Genomic DNA, 16,534 nt, shown 5'->3' on the forward strand with positions numbered 1-16,534 from the left:
TCGGCGGCCGGCGGCCGCGTTGCCGGGGCAGGAGACTGCTGGCGGGTTGAAGTGGCGGCCGCGATTCACGTCGGGCAGGCGCTCGCGCATGCGTCGCACATGTCGGGCGGCTCGACGCCCGCCGCGGCGTCGCGGCTGCTGCGGCTGGCCGGGCCCGGACAGATTCTGATCAGCGACGATGCGCGGCTCGCGCTCGAACGGCATGCCGATTTCCGGCCGACCGCGTTGCGGCTGGCGCGGGCGGGCCTCGTGCCGCAGCCGGTTCACGAGTTGCTCGGCGAGCGGCACGCCGATACGCCGTTCGATTCGCTCGACGCCGGCCTGCGTGCGCCCATGGTCGGCCGCGCGCGCGAGCTCGACGTGCTGCTGCGCGCGTGGCGGGAAACGCAAGGGCGCCTTCGTCGCGCGATGCGCGGCGAGCCGGCGCCGCACGGTGTGCCGCGGCTCGTCGTCGGCGACGCGGGGCTCGGCAAGTCGCGGCTCGTGCACGCGCTGTGCGAGGCCGTCCGGGCCCGGGGCCACGCCTTCGCGCATTGCGGGTGCCTGCCCGAGCGGGAGAACCACGCGCTGTTTCCGGTCCTGCGGTTCATCGGCGCGCATTGGCATATCGATGCCGATAGCCCGCCCGGCATCGCGCTCGCGGCGATCGACGCGATGATCGCGCCGCTCGATTGCGATCATGCGGCCGCCCGTGTCGCGCTCGCGACCTGGCTGGGGCTGCCCTGCGATGCGAAGGGGCTCCTGTGGTCGAGCGTGCGCGAGCAGCACGCGTTGTTCGATGTCCTCGAGCAACTGATCGTGTCGCTCGGCAATGGCGCGCCGGTCTTGCTCGTGATCGAGGACGTTCAATGGCTCGATCGCTCGACCGAGGACTTTCTCGCGTATCTGCAGCGCTCGCCGCGCGCGGCGGCCCTGTGCATCGTGCTTACGTCGCGCCCCGACAAGCTCGCTCGCTGGCGCGGCGCGACCGACCGCGTAGTGCTGCGCCGCCTGCCGCGCGACGATGCGCAGCGCCTGCTGTCGGCGCATCTGGGCCAGGGCGCGTTCGATCCGGCGTGGCTCGACCAGCTTGCCGATCGCACGGCGGGTATCCCGCTGTTTATCGAGGCCGTCGCGCGCGAGTTGACGATGAGCGGCGCGGACGGCTCGCCCGCGGGGCCGGGGGCAACGGACCCTTATCCGCTTCCGCTCAGTCTCGGCGGCATGCTCGGTCTTGCATTCGACCGGATCGACGGCGCGCGCGACACCGCGCAGCTCGCCGCGACCATCGGGCTCGAGGTGGATGCGCAACTGCTCGCCGACGCATCACCGCACAACCGGGCCACGCTCGACGCGCATCTGCGGCTGCTGCTCGAAGAGCGGATCGTGTATGCGCAGCATCGGCGCGATCGCGTGTTCTATTCGTTCCGCCATGCGCTGATTCGCGATGCCGCGTATGAATCGATGCCGCCGGCCGTGCGGCGCGGCAATCACGCGCGCGTCGGCCGTGCGCTGGTCGCGCAAGCCGATCGCGGCGCCGGTGCGCATGCGTTCGGCGTCGCCGGGCACTTCGCGCGCGCAGGCGCTTGCGCGGAGGCGATCGCCCACGGCATCGACGCGGCGCGCCGCGCGCTCGAACGTTCCCGGTACGACGACGCGATCCGCTACGGGCAGACCGTGTTCGAGTGGCTCGGCACGGCCGACTACGCGCAGCGCGAGCATGACAGTGCGCGTATCCGCGCCACGTTGACGCACGCGACGATGGCGCGCTTCGGCTGGGCGGATCCGCAGGTACGCGAGCATGCGGAGCAGTTGCTGCGGCAAATGCAGACGCTCGACGATCCGGAACTCGAGATCAGCGCGTTATGGACACTGTCGACCTACTACCACGTCGCAGGCGATCGTCCCACCGTGCGCGGGATCGGCCTGCGGCTCGACGCGCTCGCGACCGAGCGCGGCGATGCCGGCGTTCAGGTCGCGGCGGACGCGATGCGCGGCATGAGCCTGTGGGTCGACGGCCACTATGCGCGCGCCCGCGCCGCGTTCGACGCGGTGCTGGCCGGCTATGACGTGCGGCGCGACGCGGGCCACCGACGCATCCTGGGGCTCGATACGCGCGCATGGACGATGGCATCGCTCGCGAGCGTGCGCTGGTGCATGGACGACAACCCGCAGGCCTCGCTCGCGATGGCGCGCGAAGCCGTGTATTGCGCGACCTGCCTCGACCATCTGCCGACGCTCGGCGTCACGATGCTGTACCTCGCACGCACGTACCAGCTCGCGGGCGATCGCGACGCGGCGCGATCGTTGTCGGCAGCGCTGCTTCGGCTGTCGGAGGCGCACCGGCTGCGCGCGGTCGGGCACTACGCCGCGATCATCCATGCGTGGACGCAAGCGGATCGCGCGGGCGTCGTCGCGCATCTCGATGCGCAGCGGCAGTCGGGCGGCCTGCTCGGGCTGACCTACTATGCGTCGCTGCTTGCCGAGCTGGATGCCGGGCGCGGCGACTACGACGCCGCGCTCGCGCAGATCCGGCAATGCCTCGCATGGTGCGAGTCGACCGGGGAACGGTATTACGAAGCCCAGCTGTTGCTGAAGGAGTGCGAGTACCTGCGCCGGGCCGATCCGCGCTGCGGCGGCGTGGCCGCGCTGGACGCGTGCCGGCGCGCAGTCGAAATTGCAACGACGGCGGGCATGGGCCGGATCGCCAGGCTCGCCGAAGCGACGTTGCAGTCGTTGCCGTAAGCAGTTCCATTCGTCATTCAGGAGAACAGACCGATGAGCAAGGATCTTCGATTACCGACGTACGAGCAGTTTCTCGAATACCGCGCGACCGTCATCCGGGCAATCGCCCTCGCATGGCATTCGCCGGCATTTCTCGACGAACTCGAGAACGATCCGGTCCATGCATTGCGCGAGCATTTCGACTATCACTTTCCGTTCAAGCTCGACCTGAAGGTGCAGATCAAATCGTCGGCGTGGACGCCGACCGTCAACGGCGACTGGACGGCCGGCCACAAAAACAAGCTCACCCTGTATCTGCCGCCCGCGCCGGCGGACGAGGCGCAATTCGCGCAGGCGCTGGCCGCGTACAACGCGAACCACATCACCATCATGGAATGACCTCGGGGAAACCGACATGGCAAAGGACAACGCTAATCCGACGCTCGAATCGATGCTGGAGTTTCAGAAGGTCTATCTGCGTGCGATCGCGCTTTCATGGCGGGACCCGGCATTCAAGCACGAACTGCTGGACCAGCCGCTGGATACGCTCGCTAAATACTTCGGTTACCAGTGTCCGTGGATCCTCGACATCGAGATCGAGAAGACGCACGGTGATCATGGCTGGACGAGCGACGGGAAAGGCGGCGGGAGCTGGAACCTGCCGCGCAACGTGATGACGGTCGGCATACCGGAGCAACCGACGAACCTGGACGAGGAGGCCGTCGCGCTCGCGGCCTACTGCGACGCCGGGCCGAGCTACCTGTTCACCTGCTGCTGACCTGGTGCGGCCGAGCCGCACCCCATCGCGCGACCCGGGGCGGTTGCCCGGGTCGCGCGATGTTTGTTGATCCTCCGCACGGAATCCGACGATGCTTGATGACCTTTCGCGCGTGTTGCGCTTCAAGCCGCATTTGCTCGTGCTCGATGCGGGGCCCGAAACCCTGTTCGTCGTCGACGAGTTCAAGCGCACGATGCTGTCCGGTGCGATCTTCGTGCGGATCGCCGCCTGCTTGCGGGCGCGGATGACGATCGCCGAGATCGTGACATCGCTTGCCGGCACGTTTGGAGAATGGGACGTGCTCGCGCGGCTCGATCACCTGGTGCGTCGTGGGTATGTGCGCGCCGACTCGCCGCACTACGACGATGCCGCTCGCGGCTTCTTCGAGCGCACCGGTCTCGACGGTGACGCGGCCTGCGCGCGCGCCGTTCAACTGCGCGTCGCGGTCGAGGCGTTCGGCGCCGACGATGCGGCGCTCAGGCGCGCGCTCGACACGGCCGGCATCGATGTCGTACCGGAGGCCGAACTGACCGTCGCGATCGCCGATACGCACGACCGCGACGATCTCGCCGCGTGCGCCGAGCGCGTGGCGGCGCGCGGCGGGGCATTGCTCCTTGTGGCGGCCGGTGGCGTGCAGACGCTGATCGGGCCGTTGCTGGGCGGCGGCGCGCAGGCCGATGCGCCATGCGTCGAATGCGTGCGCTACTGGATTCGCATCAACCGGCCGGTCGAGGCGCTGCGTGCGCGCCATCACGGCAGCGCGGCAACGCGTCTGCCGCCGGCCGCGTCGCGTGCCGGCGCCGCTGCCGCCGCGGCGCTCGTTGCGGCGGCGGTCGAGCAGATCGTGGTCAACCGCACGATAGCGGAACGTTCGCAAACGCATATCGTGGCGCAGCGCATCGATACGTTGGCCGCTGAACGGCATCGCGTGCTCAAGCGTCCACAATGCCCGTGCTGCGGCGATCCCGCGTGGATGCGCTCACAGGCGGCGCGTGCGCCGCGTCTCGCCGATCATGCGCCGTTGACGCGCACCGACGGCGGCTACCGGACCGCCGATCCGCAACAGGTGTTCGAGCGTTATGCCCATCTGATCTCGCCGGTCAGTGGCGCGATCGCCTATCTGCACCCGATGCCGAAGCGGCACGCGGGCCTGCGCAAAGTCTATGCGTCGGGCTTTCTCGTGTGCCCGGCCGCCGTACCGGGCAGCAACCGGTTCGACAGGATCTGCTCCGGCAAAGGCCGCACCGACGAGCAAGCACGCGTGAGCGCGCTATGCGAAGCGCTCGAACGATTCAGCAGCGTGTATCAGGGCGACGAGGCGAGGTTGACCGGCAGCATGGAAAGCCTGCTCGCCGATCCGGTTTGCGACGCCGAGCCCATCCACGTGAACGATCTTCAGCAGTTCAGCGAACGGCAATTCGATGCGCGCGACGCGATCAATGCATTGACCCGCGATGTCCGCAAGCAGGTGCCTCCGCGCTTCACGTCGCGCGACGTGATCGACTGGACGCCTGCATGGTCACTGGTGAGCGGCAGGCGCCGCCTCGTGCCGCTGAGCTACTGCTATGCGGAAACGCCGGACAGTGCGCAGGCGCCGGCCGCGTGCGTGCACAACCCAAACGGCTGCGCGGCGGGTTCGAGCATCGACGAGGCGATTCTGCAAGGCATGCTCGAATTGATCGAGCGCGATGCGGTCGCGATCTGGTGGTACAACCGGCTTGCACGCCCCGGCATCGATCTCGCGAGTTTCGATGATTCGTATTTTGATGCGCTCGTGCACGAATACGCGACGCTCGGGTGGCGTTTGTGGGCGCTCGACATCACCACCGATCTCGCGGTGCCGGCCGTGGCCGCGCTCGCGGAAAATCCGCAAGACGGGCGCTTCTCGATCGGCTTCGGCTGTCATCCGGACGGCCGGATCGCGGTGCAGCGGGCACTGACCGAAGTCAACCAGTTGCTCGATGTCGCCGCGGATGCGCCGCCTCCGTGGGACCGCGACAAGCTCCCGGCCACCGAATTTTTGTATCCGGCGGCGGGCGCGCGTGCGACGACGCGTTCGACGTGGCAACCGGTCGAGGCCGCGTCGTTACCGGCAGCGCTCGCGCATTGCACGGGGCGCATCGCGGCGGCCGGCATGGACGTGCTCGTCGTCGACAAGACGCGGCCCGACATCGGCTTGTCCGTGGTGCAGGTCATCGCGCCGGGGCTGTGTCATTTCTGGCCGCGGTTCGGCGCGCGACGGTTGTATTCGGTGCCGGTCGAACGGGGTTGGCGTGCGCAGCCTTGCGATGAGATGGAGCTGAATCCGGCGCTGCTGTTTCTGTGACATGACCGCGGGCGCGTCAGCGGCGGCGGAACGCGCCGGGCGGACCGATTCGGCACGCCCGGTGCCGCCGGGCACCGCGTGCGGATCATGCCCCGGCCATGTCGAGGTGCCTGTTCGGCATCACTGGTTGCTGATGGTGAGGTACGCATCCCAGGTGACGTAGCCCTTCAGTTGCGCGTGCCGATCGTAAATGGCGGCGACGAACGAATACGTTTCGTTGTTGCCGGGGCGGACCACGGTCGCTTTCGCGTAGTAGTCCGCGCGTGCTTCCTCGTTCACGCTGTTGTTCTCGGGCCAGCCCGGCGCCGGATAGGGCTCCGTGCTGTTGTCGGTGAGGTACGAAACGTAGCCCAGCAGATTGGCGGTCTTCGGAACGAAGTTATACAAGAAGCACTTGTATTCGGCCGTGCCGGTCAGCGACACGGTGCGCCAGCGGATCTCGTCGGCGACCTCGGCCTTGATCCGCAGATTGCTGCCTCCTTCGCCCTCGCTCTGTCCCTGCGTCGTGCCCTGGCCGTAGCCGTACGCCGCATTCGCCAGCGTGGTGATCATGTAGACGGTATCGGGATTGTTCCCGAGCGACGTCGGCTGGTCCGGATGCTGGCTGAGCGAGTTGTTGTTGCTCTTCAGGATCTCGTCGACATCGAACGCGATCAGCACATCGACGATTTTGAAGGTATCCAAGATTTTGGGCATGGCAGTTCCTTTCACGCTTTCTCGTTGAAAAACACTCTGCTGAGTGACGACGCCCGTGGCATCTGCATCTCTCCCATCCTGCGAAGCGGCGCTTGCGGAGAAGGCGGCGCGCGGAAGAGTATCGACAGCGTACGAAGGATCGATCCGCGAATCGATTACACACGCTTACAGCACGCGTGCATTTGAATCCTGCATCCGGTGCACGGATGTCCCGGCGTCGCCGGAACCCGCGTCCTGCAGTGGGCCGGATATGTCGATGCTTCGTGCCCCGGGATCTGCCGATGTCGATCGACACGCTGAGCTGTTTCGCCGGCTTCTGGGCAGACAAGCTCGAAGGCCGGCAGGACATGAGGGAAGCAGGGGGGCAGTAGTCGTCGTCGAGGGGGACGAAAGCAACGACTCGAGCCGGCGCCGCGCCTTCATCGTCGGGCGATCCGGATTCGCGAAAATATTGGGCTCGTGGGGGCTGCGCAAAGCCTTGCAGCAGGACGCTGCGATCCGCCCGACCGATCAGCGGATTCGCACCATGCGGATTACATCACTCGCTCGGAGCACTCCGATACGCATCCCGATACACCCCGGGACTACACCCGAACCGTGCCTTGAACGCCCGCCCGAAATGCGTGATGTCCGAAAACCCGCACGCGATCGCGAGTTCCAGCAGCGTGCGATTGGTATCGGCCGGATCTTCCAGCGCGCGGCGGCTCGCCTGCAGCCGATACTCCTGAATCAGGCTCTGCGGTGTCCGCTCGGATGCGGCCAGCGCGCTATATAACGTGCGCCGCGACACGTTCAGCGCGCTCGCCAGCTTGTCCGGCGACAAGTCGGGATCACTGTAGTGATGCGACAGGTAGATTTCCGCGTTCATGCGCAGGGCAGCGCTGCGCGCATCCGCGCCGGTCAGCGAATCGCTCGCCTCGCGTCGAATCACCGAATCGAGCAGCATCAGCGTCGACTGCTCGAATCCGAACAGGCTTTCCGGATCGTTCGGCACCTGCCCGTCCATCAGGTAGTGGATCGATTGAAGGGCCAACTGCGCATTGCCGACGGTTCGGCGTACCTGCACGCCCGCACGCTCGACGAACCAGCGCCACATCGTGCCGCTTCTCGGCGGCGTCAGCGCGGCGACGAAGCGTGACGCGTTCGTCGATTCGATCATGTACGGCTGCGTCGCATCGTAGATCACCCACTCGCCGGGATTGACGATCGACGTCGCGTTGCGCTGCGTGACGCGGCTTTGTCCGGCGATCTGGAAGAGGATCTTGTAGCAATCGCTGTCCGCGCGCGACGCGAGTGAGCGGTCGCGATCGACGCGGATCGCGGTGGTGTCGACCTCCGCCATGCGCAGGCCGCCCACCGTCGCAACCCGCACCGACATCCGGAACTGCGAGCCGGTGTCGTGAAAGACCAGCGGCAGGAAGCTGTCCGCGATCAGGTCGCGCAGATTCGCGCTGCTGTTGCTGGCGTCGACGACGAGTTCGTGTGCCATTGCCTGAAGAGGGAGAGGGCCGGGGAACGCGCCAAGGTTAATGCAAACGATCGGGACGCGCGTTCAGACACCGCCATTGTCGACAGCCTGGCCCAGCGGCGTCAATCGTGGTTTCTCCACGTTCTCCGGGGTCGCCGTCGCGCGACGGCATCGATCTGCACGCTGAAGCCAAAAGTGTGCACGCATCGCCGAACGGCGCCGACGGCGCATCCCTAGAATCGGAAAGCGGTCGGCAAGCTGTCCTGTCGAATCGGGCACTTGCTTGCACGCAGCCCGTCGGCGCGTCGAATCGCACGGGCTGGCTCGCGCCATGAGAAACAACCACCGATTTTCAAGGAGACGCCGCCGCAGGCCGGGCGACGGACGCATGCGGCGGCAGCGCGCGCCGGTGAACGTCGCGCGCACGACAGCGGGCGCATACCAGGATGTCCGATAGAACTTTCGATTACATCGTCATTGGCGCCGGCTCGGCGGGCTGCACGATCGCGACCCATCTCGTCGAGCGCGGCCTGGGCACCGTGTTGCTGCTGGAAGCGGGCGGGCACGACAAGGATCTGTTCATCCACATGCCGGGCGGGCTGGCGAAGGCGATTCCGCGCTACACGTGGCCCTATGCGGCCGAGCCGTCGGACGACGTGAAGGGCCGCTCGATCGCGGTGCCGCAGGGGCGCGTGCTCGGCGGCTCCAGTTCGGTCAACGGAATGCTGTACGTGCGCGGGCACCGCAACGACTACGACCGCTGGGAGACCGAATTCGGCTGCAAGGGCTGGGGCGCGGACGACATGCTGCGCTACTTCGCGAAGGCCGAGAACAACGAATCGCTGACGGCGCCCTATCACGGCAACAACGGGCATTTGCAGGTCACCGAGATCCGCTATCGCCATCCGCTGTCGCAGGCGTTCGTGCGGGCGGGCCAGCAGATGGGGCTCGACTACCTGGTCGACTACAACGGCGAGCGGCAGCAGGGCGTCGGGTTCTATCAGGCGACGATCTTCAACGGCGAGCGCGGCTCCACGGCGGCGACCTACCTGAGCGCGATCCGCAACCGTCCGGAACTCAGCCTCGAAGTCGATGCGCTGGTCGAGCGCGTGGAAATCGAAGGCGGCCGCGCGACCGGCGTCACGTATCGGCAGGGCAACCGTCGCGTGACGGCGCGCGCCCGGGCCGAAATCATCGTGTCGGCCGGCGCGATCGGCTCGCCGAAGATCCTGCAGTTGTCCGGCATCGGGCCGCAAAAGGTGCTCGAGGACGCCGGCGTGCAGGTCAGGCACGTGCTGCCGGTGGGCGAGAACTTCCACGATCACATGCACATGTCGGTCAATGCGACGATCCGCACGCCGGTGTCGCTCTACGGCCAGGACAAGGGATGGCGCGCGCTGAAGCACGGCATCCAGTGGAAGTGGTTCCGCTCGGGGATCCTGACGTCACCGGTGCTCGAAGGGTTCGCGTTCGTCGATACCTGCGGGCAGGGGCAGCCGGACGTCCAGTTCCACTTCCTGCCGACGATCGACTCGTTCGACGATCCGATTGGCGTGACGGCAGGTCGCACGCATGGCATCACGATCAAGACCGGCCATCTGCAACCGTATTCGCGCGGCCGCGTGACGATCCGCTCGTCGAACCCGCAGGAGCTGCCGCGCATCGACGGCCGCTATCTGGCCGACCGCCGCGACGTCGACGGCCAGATCCGGGCGGCGAAGCTCGCGCTGAAGATCCTGCGCCAGCCGGCGCTCGCGGAGCACGTCGACGAGATCTTCTCGCCGGACTGCCCGCCCGACGACGACGCGGGGATCGAGGACTGGGTGCGCGGCGCGGCGAAGACGGTCTATCACCCGGTCGGCACCTGTCGGATGGGCACGGATGCGGCGTCGTCCGTCGTCGATCCGCAACTGCGCGTGCACGGTATCGCGGGGCTGCGCGTGGCCGACAGCTCGACGATGCCGAGCATCCCGAGCGGCAACACGAACGCGCCGACCATCGCACTCGCCGAAAAGGCGTCGGACCTGATCGCCCACGCGGCCTGATCGGGTCTTTCATACTCAATTGGATTTCCGGAGGAATACAGATGGCACTGGTTCGGATGCTGGACGAAGTCAGGGCGTTTCTCGCGCGCGAACACGGTCATTACATCGACGGCCGCGCGGTGGCCGGCCGCGGCGAACGGATCGACGTGCACGATCCGGCGACGCGCGCGGTGATCGGCTCGGTCGCGCAGGCGACCGACGACGACGTCGAAGCCGCGCTCGCGTCGTCGCATCGCGCGTTCCGCGGCGAGTGGGCAAACCTGACGCCGGCCGATCGCGAGCGCATCCTGCTGCGCTTCGCGGACCTGATCGAAGCCCATGGCGAAGAGATCGCGCAGATCGAAACCGCGCAGTCGGGCAAGCTGATCGGGCTGTCGCGCGTGATCGAGGTCGGCTGGTCTGCCCGCTGGCTGCGCTATTACGCGGGCTGGGCCACGAAGATCGCGGGCGAAACGCTCGCCCCGTCGTTTCCCAGCATGAACGGCGAGCGCTACACGTCGTTCACGCTGCGCGAACCGCTGGGCGTCGTGTTCGGGATCATTCCGTGGAATTTCCCGGTGATGATCCCGGTGTGGAAATTCGGCGCGGCGCTCGCGACGGGCAATACGGTGCTCATCAAGTCGTCGGAGTTCACGCCGCTCACGATGCTGCGCATCGCCGAGCTGGCGACCGAAGCCGGCTTGCCCGCCGGCACGCTCAACGTGATCAACGGCACCGGCCAGGTCGGCGCGAAGGTGATCCGCGATCCGCGCGTGGCGAAGGTGTCGTTCACGGGTTCGGTGCCGACCGGTCGCATCATCGGCGAGCAAGCCGTCAACGCGAACTTCACGCGCTTCACGCTCGAGCTGGGCGGCAAGAACGCGGCGGCGTTCCTGGCCGATACGCCGGTCGACAGGATTCTCGACGGCATCGTCGAGGCCGGGTTCCTGCATAGCGGACAGGTGTGCGCGTCGGCCGAACGCTTCTTCGTGCATCGTTCGACGTTCGACGAGGTGGTCGAGAAGATGAAGGCGCGCCTGGACACCTTCCAGCCGGCCGATCCGATGGACGACGCCGGGATGATCGGCCCCGTCTGCAACGAACCGCAGTTCCGCAAGTGCGTCGACGCGTTCGACCTTGCACGCTCGGAAGGCGACACGATCGTCACCGGCGGCGGCGCGTACGCGCGCGACGGCTTCTACGTGAAGCCGACGATCGTGCTGCCGCGTTCGCTGGAATCGGCTTCGTACCGCAAGGAGATCTTCGGGCCGGTCGGCGCGTTCGTGCCGTTCGACGACGAGGAAGAGCTGATCGCGATGATGAACGACACGCCGTTCGGGCTGACCGCGAGCCTGTGGACGAACGATCTGTCGAAGGCGCTGCGCTACGTGTCGCGCATCGAAGCCGGCACCGTGTGGGTGAACATGCATACGCTGGTCGACCCGGCCGTTCCGTTCGGCGGCGCGAAGGGGTCCGGCATCGGCCGCGAATATGGTTCGTCGTTCATCGACGCCTATACCGAGCCGAAAGCGGTGACCATTCGCTTCTGACGAAGCCACCTCCCGCGAACCCCGCCCGGGCAGGACCGGGCGGGCGTTTCAGTCACAAGCGGCTGCCGCTCAGAACCGCGTACTGAACCCGATCCGCGCGACCGACTGCAGCGCACCGCTCGACGCGCCGTTCGCGTCCATCACGCCGTTGATCTGCGCGTGGCTGCCGTGGCTCGCGCGCTGATGCACGCCCGCGACGTACACCATCGTGCGTTTCGACAGCCAGTACTGGACGGCGGCCAGGAGCTGGTGCGCATGCGTGTTCTCGAGCGTGTCGTTGCCCTTCATGTACGTGTAGCTGGCGCCGATCACCCAGACCGGCGACGGATGCCAGGCGGCGCCGGCCTCCGCCGACCACACGCCCGCGCCATTCCACGCGTTGTGCACGGCCGTGAAAAGCGCCTTCGCCGTCACCGTGCCGAGCGTGTAGTGCGCGCCCGCGCCCCAGTTGCGCACGGTGGTAGCCGGGCGCCCATCCGCCGCGCCGTACTTCTGGTTCGTATAGGCCGCGCCCGCGCCGAACGGGCCGTTGTCGTAGCTCGCACCGACGCTGACCGTGTTGTTCGCGCCGACCGACCCCGCGACGTTCCCGAAGCCGTACAGCGCGCCGAAGGTCAGGCCCGAGATCGACGCGCTCGTGTACTTGCCCGAATTCGCGACGCGATTGCTGCCCGCGACGCGGTCCCAGTCGAATGCGCCGGTCGGGTTGTTCGGCAGCGCGAGCGCGTCGAACGGCCCGTTGCGAAAGCCGTACAGCCCGACGAGATCCTGCGCGATCTCGTTGCCGCTCGCGGCCAGCGAATCGACCATGAACTCGTACTGGTTGCCGAGCGTCAGCGTGCCGTAGCGGTCGTTCTGCAGTCCGACATAGGCCGTGCGCGCGAACAACCCGCCGCCGATCATCGAGCCGTTCGCGAGCGAGAATTGATTGACGAGCCGGAAGATCGCGCGCGTGCCGGCGCCGAGATCCTCCTTGCCCTCGAAGCCGAGCAGGTTCGGGAAGAATATGTTGTCGTCGAATTTCGCGTTGCCGTGGCCGCCTTCGTTGCTGACATAGCTGATGCCGGCATCCAGCAGCCCGAACATCGTCACGCTGCTCTGCGCGAAGGCCGCGGCCGGGATCGTGCAGGCCGCGAGGGCCAGCAGGGTCTTTTTCGTCATCTCCAGATGCTCCTCACATGTTTCCGGTCTTTCCGGAATATTTTTGATGGGACTACTGATTGATATGAAGGTAGTGAATCGGCGCGCAGCGCATGCGCCGATGCCCGCGTGCGCCGGCCGCTATACCGTCGAATACCCGCCGTCCACCGGCACGATCGCGCCGGTGACGAAGGACGCGCCGGGCGAGCACAGGAACAGGATCACTTCCGCGACCTCGTCGGCCGTGCCCCAGCGCGCGAGCGGCGTGCGCTCGAGAATCCGCCGCGACGCCTGCGTGTCGGCCATCAGCGCGCTGCTGAGCGGCGTGTCGATCCAGCCGGGCGCCACTGCATTCACGCGGATGCCGCGCTCGGCCCAGGCCTGCGCGAGCGAGCGCGTGAGCTGCGCGATGCCGCCCTTGCTCGCGCCGTAGGCCGGGCGGTCCTTGCTGCCGAAGTACGTGTACATCGACGCGACATTGACGATGCTCCCGCCGCTCGCCGACAGCGCCGGCAGCGCGGCGTCGGATGCTCGCATCACCGACGTCAGGTTCACGTTCAGCACGAGCTCGAACTGGTCCAGCCTGTACTCGTCGGCGTGCCGGCTGATGCCCACGCCGTTGACGAGCGCGTCGACGCGCGGCAGCGCGCGGATCCTGCGCGTCAACGCTTCGCTGTCGGTCACGTCGAGCTCCACGCAGCGGATCCCGGGATGCACCGGCGCATGCGGGCCGGCGGCCTCGAGTCCGAGCGCGACGACCGACGCGCCCGCTTCCGCGAAACGCCACGCGGTGCGCGCGCCGATGCCCGATGTGCCGCCCGTCACGACGACGGTCTTGCCGTCAAACGACCAAGGGCGGCTCATGCTCGATGTTCCAGACGGTGTGAAGACGGCGCGCATGCCGGCGCGGCGGCGCAACCAGGATCTTGATCTGCGCGCGATCGGCGAGCAGCGCGTCGAAGCCGTCGGCGACGGCATCGTCGAGCGCGACCGTGCGCGTGACGATCGACGTGAGATCGAGCGCGCCGGACGCGATCAGCCGCAGCAGGTCTTCATACACGTGCCGGTAGCCGACGCTCGCCGTGAAGGTCAGCTCGTCGTTGACCGCGCGGAACGCATCGAAGCCCGCATGCGGCATCAGGCCGACCATCACGAGGCGGCCGCCCTTGCGCAGCCCCTGCATCGCGGCCTCGAACGTGGCCGGCAGGCCGGCCGCCTCGAAGCTCACGTCGACGCCGAGCCCGCCCGCCGCTTCGCGGATCGCGTCGCGCAGCACCTGCGCGTCGAGCGAGCGCGCGTCGAACGCGTGCGTCGCGCCGAAGCGCGCGGCCGCGGCGAGCCGCTCGGGCGACACGTCGACCGCGACGATGGTCGTCGCGCCCTGCAGCTTCGCGAGCATGATCAGCAGCAGGCCGATCGGCCCGAGCCCGAACACCGCGCAGGTGTCGCCGAGCCGCAGCTCGCCGCGCCGCAGCGCATGCAACGCGACGGCCGCCGGTTCCATCACCGCGGCCTGTTCGAGACTGACGTCGTCGGGGAGTCGATGCAGCATGTAGGCCGGCACGACCGCGAAGTCGGCCATCCCGCCATCGCCCATCAGGCCGGCGAAGCCCATCGATACGCACAGGTTGTACGAGCCCGAGCGGCAGTACGCGCACTGGTGGCAGTGATACTCGGGCTCGACCGCGACGCGGTCGCCCGGGGTCAGCGTCGTCACGCCCGCGCCGACTTCGACGACGGTGCCGCAGAACTCGTGACCGAGCGTCAGCGGGGCGGTGCGGCCGGACAGCGGATGCGGCGTGTCGACGGGAATCGCGTGCGGGCCGTCTGCATATTCGTGCAGGTCGCTGCCGCAGATGCCGCAATACGCGACCGCGATGCGGACCTCGCCGGGCCCGGCGCGCGGCGTGTCGAGATCGACCACGCGGAGGTCGCGCGGGCCGTGCCATTGAAGTGCACGCATGTCAGCGTCCTCCGAGGTTCTGGGTATCGAGACGGGCGGTGGCGTCGGTGAGCGCGCGTTTGCGCAGCACGGCGGGCGCGGTTTCGACGAGGCCGAACGACAGCACGCACGCGAGAATCGCGCCGGCGGCCGACGTCCACATCGCGAACTGCAGGCCGTACCTGTCGGCCGCGAAGCCCGCGACGGTCGGCGCGACGAAGCCGCCGATCAGCTCGCCCGCGCCCATGATCAGGCCGAGCGCGCTGGCGATCGCGCGGGGCGGCACGGTTTCGGCCGGGATCGTCGCCATGAACAGCGTGAAGCAGCCGAGGCCCGTGTACGTGACGAACACGAGTGCGCCGAGCGCCCAGACCGAGCCGACATGGATCATCACGACCGGGCATACGGCCGCGATCAGCGCGAACGCGATCATCGTCGGCTTGCGGCCGATGCGGTCGGAGATCGCAGGCACCGCGAAGCCCCAGAACACCCACGCGGCGCCGAGGCAGGTCATCACGACGCCCATGTCGGCCGGCGACAGATGACGGCTTTCCACGAGGAAGACCGGCGCGAACGAGATGATCACGACGAACCACGTGAGGAAGAAGCAACTGATCAGCACGCAGAGCAGGATGTTGCGTTCCTTCAGCAGCGTCCAGCGGTTGATCGCCGCGCCGCTCGCGGCCGGCGCGCCGGCGCCGACGGCCTGTGCGTGCCGTACGCCGCCGGGCGGCACTTCACGCACCCAGCGCCAGATGCAGAACGCGATCAGGAAGCCCGGAATGCACGAGACGTAGAACGCCTCGCGCCAGCCGTAGGCGGTCGCGATGCCGATCACGACGGGCGGGCCGATCATCGCGCCGAGCAGGCCGGCGGCCGAGCCCTGCAGCAGACCCATGTTCAGTCCGCGGCGGCTCGGCGTCGAGCTCTCGACCATCAGCGATTGCGACAGCGGTAGCACGGGCCCTTCGGCGATGCCCATCAGCGCGCGAAACGCGATCAGGCTCGCGAAGCCGCCGACGAGCCCCGACAGCGCCGAGCACACGGAGAAGCCGAGCACCGCGGCGATCAGCAGCGGCTTGCGCGTGCCGCGCGCATCGGACCAAGCGCCGGTCGCGGCACCCGACAGCGCCCACGTGAGCGCGAGCGCGGACGACACCATGCCGAGTTGCGTATTCGACAGATGCAGCTCGGCCGACATGAACGGGAACAGGAACGACAGCGCGAGGCGGTCGAAGAACACGAAGCCGAACGTCATGAACAGGATCAGCAGCAGCCTGTTCTCATACGTCCATGCCGGTCTGGAGGAGGGGTGGGATGTCATGAGCGGCCTCGTCGCGCGTCAGCGAAACAGCTTCTCGATCGCTTGTGCGCCGAGGCCGACCTGCTCGTAATGGGCCTTGCACATCGCGATGTACGAATGCACGTCGAAGTAGCCGTCGGGGTTGCCTTCGTCATCGAGCCAGATCAGCGGGCCCTTGACGATGAAGAACGCGCGCATCGGTTCCGGATGGTCGAACGCGACGAGCGTATGGCCTTCGCCGGGCGTTTCATACACGAAATCGCCGCGCGTCGCGGTCCATTCGTGCTCCAGATATCCCCACTTGCCCGACAGCGTGTAAGCGAACACTTCGTGCGGATGATAGTGGCGGTTCACGAGCCCCGCCTCCTTCGCCATCAGGATGTCGCACCATTTGTTCTGCGACGGCGAGATCCACAGCGGCCGCGATGAAACCGTTTCGGTGAACGGAACGTAATAGCGCTCGTCGTCGGTGGCCGCGTTCGGGATGTAAGCTTCCGGCAGCGCATCGGGCTTGAACGGATTGGCAATCGGCGCGATGTTTTGCCAGAATTCGGATACGGCTTTGTCGACCACGGTGTGTCTCCTTGTCGTTGGGTATCGTGGG

At 67.5% G+C, this 16,534-nt stretch carries 13 protein-coding genes; 6 read left to right on the top strand and 7 right to left on the bottom strand.

Going from position 1 to position 16,534, the window contains the following annotated elements:
* From F3J14_RS05155 to F3J14_RS05170, 4 genes are all read left to right on the top strand, one after another.
* On the top strand, positions 1 to 2,724 hold a 2,724-nt coding region (locus F3J14_RS05155), incomplete at its 5' end, for a TOMM system kinase/cyclase fusion protein (RefSeq protein ID WP_166722081.1).
* A 33-nt stretch (positions 2,725 to 2,757) separates the two neighbouring features.
* A complete protein-coding gene (locus F3J14_RS05160; protein WP_006749244.1) occupies positions 2,758 to 3,102 on the top strand; it encodes a BMA_0021/BMA_0022 family TOMM bacteriocin in 345 nt (114 codons plus the stop codon).
* Positions 3,103 to 3,118: 16 nt separating this feature from the next.
* On the top strand, positions 3,119 to 3,481 hold the full coding sequence (locus F3J14_RS05165; RefSeq protein WP_166722082.1) for a BMA_0021/BMA_0022 family TOMM bacteriocin: 363 nt from the start codon (positions 3,119 to 3,121) through the stop codon (positions 3,479 to 3,481).
* A 91-nt stretch (positions 3,482 to 3,572) separates the two neighbouring features.
* The gene (locus tag F3J14_RS05170) at positions 3,573 to 5,807 is read left to right on the top strand and encodes a TOMM precursor leader peptide-binding protein (RefSeq protein WP_166722083.1); all 2,235 of its coding nucleotides are present in this window, start codon (positions 3,573 to 3,575) and stop codon (positions 5,805 to 5,807) included.
* A 120-nt stretch (positions 5,808 to 5,927) separates the two neighbouring features.
* Here F3J14_RS05170 and F3J14_RS05175 read toward each other — a convergent pair whose 3' ends face one another.
* On the bottom strand, positions 5,928 to 6,503 hold the full coding sequence (locus F3J14_RS05175; RefSeq protein ID WP_166722084.1) for an AidA/PixA family protein: 576 nt from the start codon (positions 6,501 to 6,503) through the stop codon (positions 5,928 to 5,930).
* A 538-nt stretch (positions 6,504 to 7,041) separates the two neighbouring features.
* Positions 7,042 to 7,992, bottom strand: a complete 951-nt coding sequence (locus tag F3J14_RS05180; protein WP_166722085.1) for a helix-turn-helix domain-containing protein — start codon at positions 7,990 to 7,992, stop codon at positions 7,042 to 7,044.
* A gap of 425 nt (positions 7,993 to 8,417) precedes the next feature.
* Between F3J14_RS05180 and F3J14_RS05185 the strand changes: the two genes are divergently transcribed.
* Together F3J14_RS05185 and F3J14_RS05190 are read left to right on the top strand one after the other, a co-directional pair.
* Positions 8,418 to 10,016, top strand: coding sequence for a GMC family oxidoreductase N-terminal domain-containing protein (locus F3J14_RS05185; protein WP_166722086.1), 1,599 nt, complete (start codon positions 8,418 to 8,420; stop codon positions 10,014 to 10,016).
* Between the two features lie 41 nt (positions 10,017 to 10,057).
* Entirely contained in the window at positions 10,058 to 11,545 is a 1,488-nt protein-coding gene (locus tag F3J14_RS05190; RefSeq protein ID WP_166722087.1) for an NAD-dependent phenylacetaldehyde dehydrogenase, read from the top strand.
* A gap of 69 nt (positions 11,546 to 11,614) precedes the next feature.
* Here the strand turns inward: F3J14_RS05190 and F3J14_RS05195 are convergent, their stop codons facing one another.
* The 5 genes from F3J14_RS05195 to F3J14_RS05215 all read right to left on the bottom strand — a co-directional run bounded on the left by F3J14_RS05195 (position 11,615) and on the right by F3J14_RS05215 (position 16,503).
* Complete coding sequence (locus tag F3J14_RS05195) at positions 11,615 to 12,706, bottom strand: porin (RefSeq protein WP_166722088.1); 1,092 nt, start codon at positions 12,704 to 12,706, stop codon at positions 11,615 to 11,617.
* A 120-nt stretch (positions 12,707 to 12,826) separates the two neighbouring features.
* Positions 12,827 to 13,549 (bottom strand): SDR family NAD(P)-dependent oxidoreductase, encoded by a 723-nt coding sequence (locus F3J14_RS05200; RefSeq protein ID WP_166722089.1) that lies wholly within the window; start codon positions 13,547 to 13,549, stop codon positions 12,827 to 12,829.
* A complete protein-coding gene (locus F3J14_RS05205; protein ID WP_166722090.1) occupies positions 13,527 to 14,648 on the bottom strand; it encodes a 2,3-butanediol dehydrogenase in 1,122 nt (373 codons plus the stop codon). Before F3J14_RS05205 ends, F3J14_RS05200 begins: the two co-directional genes overlap by 23 nt.
* A 1-nt stretch (position 14,649) precedes the next feature.
* Complete coding sequence (locus F3J14_RS05210) at positions 14,650 to 15,951, bottom strand: MFS transporter (RefSeq protein WP_166722091.1); 1,302 nt, start codon at positions 15,949 to 15,951, stop codon at positions 14,650 to 14,652.
* 18 nt (positions 15,952 to 15,969) lie between these two features.
* Positions 15,970 to 16,503 carry a 2,4'-dihydroxyacetophenone dioxygenase family protein gene (locus tag F3J14_RS05215; protein ID WP_166722092.1) on the bottom strand — a complete coding sequence of 178 codons (534 nt, stop codon included), beginning with the start codon at positions 16,501 to 16,503 and terminating at the stop codon, positions 15,970 to 15,972.
* Between the last annotated feature and the right edge of the window lie 31 nt (positions 16,504 to 16,534).

The organism is Burkholderia sp. Tr-862 (assembly GCF_011753085.1).
In the GTDB taxonomy this organism is placed as follows: Bacteria; Pseudomonadota; Gammaproteobacteria; order Burkholderiales; family Burkholderiaceae; genus Burkholderia; species Burkholderia ambifaria.